The sequence below is a fragment of the Streptococcus sp. CCH5-D3 genome (genome assembly GCF_001556435.1).
Classification (GTDB): domain Bacteria; phylum Bacillota; class Bacilli; order Lactobacillales; family Streptococcaceae; genus Streptococcus.
Genome location: NZ_LSIW01000035.1, coordinates 1 through 993 on the forward strand (window position 1 = coordinate 1; position 993 = coordinate 993).

Here is a 993-nt window from a genome sequence, read left to right on the forward strand (position 1 = left end):
TCTCAGCTTCAGAAAGTGCGTCAACATCAACATCACAGTCTGAATCGAACTCAACATCAGCATCTGAAAGTGCATCAACATCGATCTCTCAATCAATCTCAAATTACGAGTCAGCTTCAGAGAGTGAGTCGACATCAGCTTCACAATCAGAATCAAATTCAGTTTCGACTTCAGAAAGTGCGTCAATCTCTGAGTCACAATCTGAGTCAAACTCAGTTTCATCGTCAGTAAGTGCATCAGTTTCAGCTAGTGAGTCAGCATTATTGAGTGAATCGCAGAGCACAAGTGCATCAGTTTCGGCTTCTGAATCAGTGTCATTGAGTACATCGAGCTCATTAAGTGCTTCTGTATTTGAAAGTCAGTCTCAAGCTTTCAGTGCTTCAATTTCTGCGATTATTTCAACTGTTGAATCTGTTTCGAACTCGGCTTCAAGCTTCATTTCAACAAGTGAATCGGTTTCAACATCTAACTCAACATCCTTGAGTGAGTCGGCGTCATTGAGTGCATCAGTTTCAGGATTACAATCAGTCTCTAATTCAGTGTCTGCATCAACAAGTGCTTCTGTCTCAGCATCACAGTCTATTTCAAACTCAGTTTCAGCTTCAGAGAGTGAGTCGACATCAATGTCACAATCCGACTCAAATTCAGTTTCAGCTTCATTAAGTGCTTCAGTTTCAACTAGTGAGTCTGTATCCTTGAGTGAATCAGAGAGCACAAGTGCATCAGTTTTGGCTTCTGAATCAGCCTCCTTGAGTGAGTCAGCGTCATTGAGTGTATCTGTTTCAGAATCACAATCAGTCTCTAATTCAGTGTCTGTATCATTAAGTGCTTCAATCTCAGAATTACAATCAGTATCAAACTCAGTTTCAGCTTCAGAGAGCGAATCAACATCAACATCGCAATCCGAGTCAAATTCAGAATCATCATCAGTAAGTGAATCAATTTCAGCCTCACAGTCTGTTTCAAACTCAGAATCTGCCTCAGTAAGTGAGT

General features: G+C 40.8%; 1 pseudogene. It reads left to right on the forward strand.

Annotated elements, in window-relative coordinates:
- A pseudogene (locus tag AX662_RS10660) lies at positions 1-993 on the forward strand (accessory Sec-dependent serine-rich glycoprotein adhesin); the annotation flags it as partial.